This is a genomic window from Pseudomonas sp. PGPPP1, assembly GCF_002255865.1.
Classification (GTDB): domain Bacteria; phylum Pseudomonadota; class Gammaproteobacteria; order Pseudomonadales; family Pseudomonadaceae; genus Aquipseudomonas; species Aquipseudomonas cremoris.
Window position 1 is genome coordinate 1 of sequence record NZ_NKIG01000064.1, and the last position, 6266, is coordinate 6266.

Annotated in this window: 5 protein-coding genes; all 5 read left to right on the forward strand. The window is 61.4% G+C overall.

The annotated features are described in order from the left end of the window. Positions 1 to 1070, forward strand: a 1070-nt coding sequence (gene serC / locus CFE47_RS30770; RefSeq protein WP_286842915.1) for a 3-phosphoserine/phosphohydroxythreonine transaminase, incomplete at its 5' end; no start/stop codon positions are given. Further along, positions 1070 to 2164 (forward strand): prephenate dehydratase, encoded by a 1095-nt coding sequence (pheA, locus tag CFE47_RS30775; protein ID WP_034096534.1) that lies wholly within the window; start codon positions 1070 to 1072, stop codon positions 2162 to 2164. The genes serC and pheA, both read left to right, overlap by 1 nt. Positions 2165 to 2173: 9 nt before the next feature. Beyond that, on the forward strand, positions 2174 to 3286 hold the full coding sequence (gene hisC / locus CFE47_RS30780) for a histidinol-phosphate transaminase (protein WP_286842917.1): 1113 nt from the start codon (positions 2174 to 2176) through the stop codon (positions 3284 to 3286). Between the two features lie 28 nt (positions 3287 to 3314). Further along, positions 3315 to 5525, forward strand: coding sequence for a bifunctional prephenate dehydrogenase/3-phosphoshikimate 1-carboxyvinyltransferase (locus CFE47_RS30785; RefSeq protein ID WP_286842919.1), 2211 nt, complete (start codon positions 3315 to 3317; stop codon positions 5523 to 5525). After that, on the forward strand, positions 5522 to 6211 hold the full coding sequence (gene cmk, locus CFE47_RS30790) for a (d)CMP kinase (protein ID WP_003172653.1): 690 nt from the start codon (positions 5522 to 5524) through the stop codon (positions 6209 to 6211). The genes CFE47_RS30785 and cmk overlap by 4 nt, the downstream gene beginning before the upstream one ends. Positions 6212 to 6266 lie beyond the last annotated feature (55 nt).

The following is a 6266-nucleotide window of genomic DNA, read 5'->3' on the forward strand; positions in this document are numbered from 1 at the left end:
ATAACTTCTGTGCCGGTCCCGCGGCGCTTCCTGAAGCAGTCCTGCAGCGTGCGCAGGGTGAACTCCTCGACTGGCATGGAAAAGGCCTCTCCGTGATGGAAATGAGCCATCGCAGCGATGAGTTCGTGTCCATTGCCAACAAGGCCGAGCAGGATCTGCGCGACTTGCTGGGCATCCCATCAAACTACAAAGTGCTGTTCCTGCAAGGCGGCGCCAGCCAGCAGTTCGCCCAGATCCCGCTGAACCTGCTGCCGGAAGACGGCACTGCCGACTACATCGACACCGGCATCTGGGGCCAGAAGGCCATTGAAGAAGCCTCTCGTTACGGCAACGTCAACGTGGCAGGCACTGCCAAGCCTTACGACTACTTCGCCATTCCTGGTCAGAACGAGTGGAAACTCTCGAAGGACGCGGCCTACGTTCACTACGTGCAGAACGAGACCATCGGCGGCCTGGAGTTCGACTGGGTGCCAGAAGTGGGCGACGTTCCGCTGGTGTGCGACATGTCTTCGGACATCCTCTCGCGCCCGATCGATGTGTCCAAGTACGGCATGATCTACGCCGGCGCCCAGAAGAACATCGGCCCGAGCGGCATCCTGGTCAACATTATCCGCGAAGACCTGCTGGGGCGCGCCCGTTCGCTGTGCCCGACCATGCTCAACTACAAGGTCGCGGCCGATAACGGCTCGATGTACAACACCCCGCCGGCGTTCGCCTGGTACCTCTCCGGCTTGGTGTTCGAGTGGCTGAAAGAGCAGGGCGGTGTCGCCGCCATGGGCAAGCTGAACGAAGAGAAGAAGCGCACCCTGTACGACTTCATTGACGCCAGCGGCCTGTACAGCAACCCGATCAACCTGACCGACCGCTCTTGGATGAACGTGCCATTCCGTCTGGCTGATGACCGCCTGGACAAGCCATTCCTGGCCGGTGCCGACGCGCGCGGCCTGCTGAACCTCAAGGGTCACCGTTCGGTCGGTGGCATGCGCGCCTCCATCTACAACGCCGTCGACATCCACGCCATCAACGCGTTGGTTGCCTACATGGCAGAGTTCGAAAAGGAACACGGCTAATGTCTGAGCAAGAACTCAAGGCCCTGCGGGTGCGCATTGACAGCCTGGACGAGAAAGTCCTGGAGCTGATCAGCGAGCGCGCACGCTGTGCCCAGGAAGTGGCGCGGGTGAAGATGGCGTCCTTGGCGGAAGGCGAAGTGCCGGTGTTCTACCGACCTGAGCGTGAAGCCCAGGTGCTCAAGCGCGTAATGGAGCGCAACAAGGGCCCGCTGGGCAACGAAGAGATGGCGCGGTTGTTCCGCGAAATCATGTCGTCGTGCCTGGCCCTGGAGCAGCCGCTGAAAGTGGCGTACCTCGGCCCGGAAGGCACCTTCACCCAGGCAGCCGCCATGAAGCACTTCGGTCACGCCGTGATCAGCAAGCCGATGGCGGCCATTGATGAAGTGTTCCGTGAAGTGGCTGCCGGTGCGGTGAACTTTGGCGTGGTGCCGGTGGAAAACTCCACCGAAGGTGCGGTCAACCACACGCTGGACAGCTTCCTCGAGCACGACATGGTGATCTGCGGCGAAGTCGAACTGCGTATTCACCACCACCTGCTGGTGGGCGAGAACACCAAGACCGACAGCATCAGCCGTATCTATTCCCACGCCCAGTCCCTGGCCCAGTGCCGCAAGTGGCTGGACGCCCATTACCCGAACGTCGAGCGTGTGGCGGTTTCCAGCAACGCCGAAGCCGCCAAGCGGGTCAAGGGTGAGTGGAACTCGGCGGCCATCGCCGGTGATATGGCAGCAGGCCTATATGGTCTGACGCGCCTGGCCGAGAAAATCGAGGACCGCCCGGACAACTCCACGCGCTTCCTGATGATCGGTAACCAGGAAGTTCCGCCGACCGGCGACGACAAGACCTCGATCATCGTTTCCATGAGCAACAAGCCCGGTGCGCTGCATGAGTTGCTGGTGCCGTTCCACGACAACGGGATTGACCTGACGCGCATCGAGACTCGTCCTTCGCGCAGCGGTAAATGGACTTACGTGTTCTTTATCGACTTCGTCGGCCATCACCGCGACCCGCTGGTCAAGGGTGTGCTCGAGAAAATCAGTCAGGAAGCCGTGGCACTCAAGGTGCTGGGCTCTTACCCGAAAGCGGTTTTGTGAGGCTTTAACATGAGTGGCAACTTCCTCGCCCTGGCGCAGCCGGGCGTGCAACAACTGTCGCCTTACGTTCCGGGCAAGCCTGTGGACGAGTTGGCGCGTGAGTTGAATCTGGATCCCTCGAAGATCGTCAAATTGGCGAGCAACGAGAATCCGCTGGGCCCGAGCCCTAAAGTGCTGGCGGCGATTCGTGAAGAGTTGGCCGAGCTGACCCGATATCCTGATGGCAACGGCTTCGCCCTCAAGTCGCTGCTGGCGGAGAAATGCCGGGTCGAGCTGAACCAGGTCACCCTGGGTAACGGCTCCAACGACATTCTTGAGTTGGTCGGTCGCGCTTACCTGGCGCCTGGCTTGAACGCCGTGTTCAGCGAGCACGCCTTCGCGGTGTATCCGATTGTCACCCAAGCTGTCGGTGCCGATGCGCGCGTCATACCAGCCAAGGACTGGGGGCACGACCTGCCGGCCATGCTGGCTGCGATCGATGCCCAGACCCGCGTGGTGTTTATCGCCAACCCGAACAACCCAACCGGCACCTGGTTCGATGCGCAAGCATTGGACGACTTCCTGCAGGACGTGCCTGAGCACGTGCTGGTGGTGCTGGACGAGGCCTATATCGAGTACGCCGAAGGCAGCGACCTGCCAGATGGCCTGGACTTCCTGGCGGCCTATCCGAACCTGCTGGTATCGCGCACGTTCTCCAAGGCCTATGGCCTGGCTTCGCTGCGGGTGGGTTACGGCCTGTCCACAGCCGTCGTCGCCGATGTGCTGAACCGTGTGCGTCAACCCTTCAACGTCAACAGCCTCGCCTTGGCGGCGGCCTGTGCAGCGGTGAAAGATGCTGAATACCTTGAAGAAGGTCGTCGTATCAACGAAAGCGGCATGCTGCAACTGCAGGAAGGTTTCCGTGAGTTGGGCCTGGGCTGGATTCCGTCCAAAGGCAATTTCATCTGCGTCGACCTTGGCCAAGTGGCTGCCCCGGTGTTCCAAGGCCTGCTGCGCGAAGGTGTGATCGTGCGTCCGGTAGCCAACTACGGCATGCCGAACCACCTGCGTATCACCATCGGCTTGCCGGCTGAGAACGCGCGCTTCCTGGAGGCACTGGCCAAGGTTCTGGCTCGTGGTTGATGTCACTGCATTGCAACCTGCTGTGCCTATGATCGGTCGCCTGGTAGTGGTCGGTCTGGGGTTGATCGGCGGCTCCTTCGCCAAAGGCCTGCGTGAAAGCGGGTTGTGCGGCGAGGTGGTCGGTGTGGACCTGGACCCGCAATCGCGCAAATTGGCGGTTGAATTGGGGGTAGTGGATCGCTGCGAAGCAGACCTGGCGCTCGCGTGCCAGGGCGCTGATGTGATCCAGCTCGCGGTGCCGATTCTGGCGATGGAGAAATTGCTGGCGCTGTTGGCCCGTATGGATCTGGGGCAGGCGATCCTCACGGACGTCGGCAGTGCCAAGGGCAATGTGGTGCGCGCGGCGCAACTGGCTTTTGGCGGCATGCCTGCGCGTTTTGTGCCGGGTCATCCGATTGCCGGTTCCGAGCAGAGCGGGGTGGAAGCCTCCAACGCGCAACTGTTCCGTCGTCATAAAGTGATTCTCACGCCTCTGGAACAGACCGATCCGGCTGCGCTGGCGGTGGTGGATCGCCTTTGGCGCGCGCTGGGTGCGGATGTCGAGCATATGCAGGTTGAGCGCCACGATGAAGTGTTGGCGGCGACCAGCCATTTGCCGCACCTGCTGGCATTTGGCCTGGTGGACTCCTTGGCCAAGCGCAACGAGAATCTCGAGATTTTCCGTTACGCCGCCGGTGGCTTCCGTGATTTCACGCGGATCGCCGGCAGCGACCCGGTGATGTGGCACGACATCTTCCTCGCCAATCGTGAGGCAGTGTTGCGCACCCTGGACACCTTCCGCAGTGACCTTGACGCCTTGCGCGACGCGGTCGATGCGGGGGATGGCCACCAATTATTAGGCGTCTTTACCCGTGCGCGGGTGGCGCGTGAGCATTTCAGCAAGATCCTGGCGCGCCGGGCCTACATGGAAACAGCAGTGAACGCTGATGAGCTGACCTTCCTCGCCAATCCGGGTGGCCGCTTGAGCGGGCGTATCCGCGTGCCGGGTGATAAGTCGATCTCTCATCGCTCGATCATGCTGGGTTCATTGGCTGACGGCGTAACCGAGGTCGAAGGTTTCCTTGAGGGTGAGGATGCCCTGGCGACCTTGCAGGCATTTCGCGACATGGGTGTGGTGATCGAGGGGCCGCATCACGGCCGCGTGACCATCCATGGTGTGGGTTTGCATGGCTTGAAGGCGGCGCCGGGGCCGATTTACCTCGGTAATTCCGGTACATCCATGCGTTTGCTTTCCGGGCTGCTGGCGGCGCAGAGCTTTGACAGCGTGTTGACCGGCGATGCGTCACTGTCCAAGCGTCCGATGAATCGTGTGGCCAAGCCGCTGCGGGAAATGGGCGCCGTGATCGAGACAGGGCCGGAAGGGCGTCCGCCGCTGACCATTCGTGGTGGCCAGGCGTTGAAGGGGTTGACCTACGCGTTGCCAATGGCCAGCGCCCAGGTCAAATCTGCCCTGTTGCTGGCCGGGTTATATGCCGAGGGCGAGACTGCGGTGACCGAGCCCGCACCGACCCGCGATCATACTGAGCGCATGCTGCGTGGGTTTGGTTATCCGGTTGTGGTGGAGGGCGCTACGGCGTCGGTGGAATCTGGCCATGCGTTGACGGCGACCCATATTGAAGTGCCGGGGGATATTTCCTCCGCGGCGTTTTTCCTGGTGGCTGCCTCGATCGCCGAGGGCTCAGAGTTGCTGCTGGAGCATGTCGGTATCAACCCGACGCGCACCGGCGTTATCGACATCCTGCGGCTGATGGGCGCGAATATCACCCTGGAAAATCAGCGCGAAGTCGGCGGTGAGCCGGTGGCGGATCTGCGCGTGCGTGCGGCGGCACTGAACGGGATCGAGATTCCTGAGGCCCTGGTCCCGTTGGCGATCGATGAGTTTCCGGTGCTATTCGTCGCGGCGGCCTGTGCCGAAGGGCGAACCGTATTGCGGGGTGCCGAAGAGCTGTGCGTGAAGGAATCCGATCGTATCCAGGTCATGGCCGATGGTCTGCTGGCGCTGGGAGTCAAGTGTGAAGCAACCGCCGATGGGCTTATCATTGATGGCGGCCTGATGGGTGGCGGTGAAGTCCATGCCCATGGTGATCACCGGATTGCCATGGCGTTCAGTGTGGCTTCCCTACGGGCAGCGGCGCCGATTCGTATCCGTGACTGCGCCAATGTTGCTACGTCTTTTCCGAATTTTCTTACACTGTGTGCCCAAGTCGGCATCCGTGTTGCCCAAGAGGCTCAATTGTGAATATCAAAGCACCGGTGATTACCATCGACGGGCCAAGCGGCTCGGGCAAAGGCACGATCGCCGGCATCCTGGCCAAGCGCCTGGGCTGGTGTCTGCTGGATTCCGGCGCGCTGTACCGCTTGCTGGCTTTTGCTGCACGCAATCATGGCGTTGACCTGACCAATGAAGAATCCCTGAAGCTGCTGGCGGCGCATCTTGATGTGCAGTTCGTCGGCGCGACGGAAGGCCATCCCCAGCGCATCATCCTTGAAGGGGACGATGTGACGGATGACCTGCGCAACGAACAAGTGGGTTCCTGGGCCTCTCAGGTAGCCGCGTTGCCGGCGGTACGTGATGCCTTGCTGCAGCGTCAGCGGGCGTTTCAAGAGCCGCCGGGCCTGGTGGCTGACGGTCGAGACATGGGCACCGTGGTGTTTCCCGAGGCGCCATTGAAGATTTTCCTGACTGCCAGCGCCGAGGAGCGTGCTCGCCGCCGCTACTTGCAGTTGAAGGGCAAAGTCGATGGTGTTAGTCTGTCGAGTCTGCTAGATGAGATCCGTGCACGTGATGAGCGTGATACCCAGCGTGCGGTAGCCCCGCTCAAGCCGGCGGCTGACGCCATACAGCTGGATTCTACGGAGTTGTCCATCGAGCAGGTGCTGGAACGCATCTTGAGTGAAATCGCCATTCGCGATATCGCCGGGTGATCAAGAAGGCCGCAGGGGACCAGTCATAGTCCTGCGGTGGCTTCTTTTAACTGAA

Excerpts from the sequence above, each read along its gene's own strand:
- pheA (WP_034096534.1), top strand. The coding sequence starts at position 1,070 with ATGTCTGAGCAAGAACTCAAGGCCCTGCGGGTGCGCATTGACAGCCTG.
- CFE47_RS30785 (WP_286842919.1), top strand. The coding sequence starts at position 3,315 with ATGATCGGTCGCCTGGTAGTGGTCGGTCTGGGGTTGATCGGCGGCTCC.
- hisC (WP_286842917.1), top strand. The coding sequence starts at position 2,174 with ATGAGTGGCAACTTCCTCGCCCTGGCGCAGCCGGGCGTGCAACAACTG.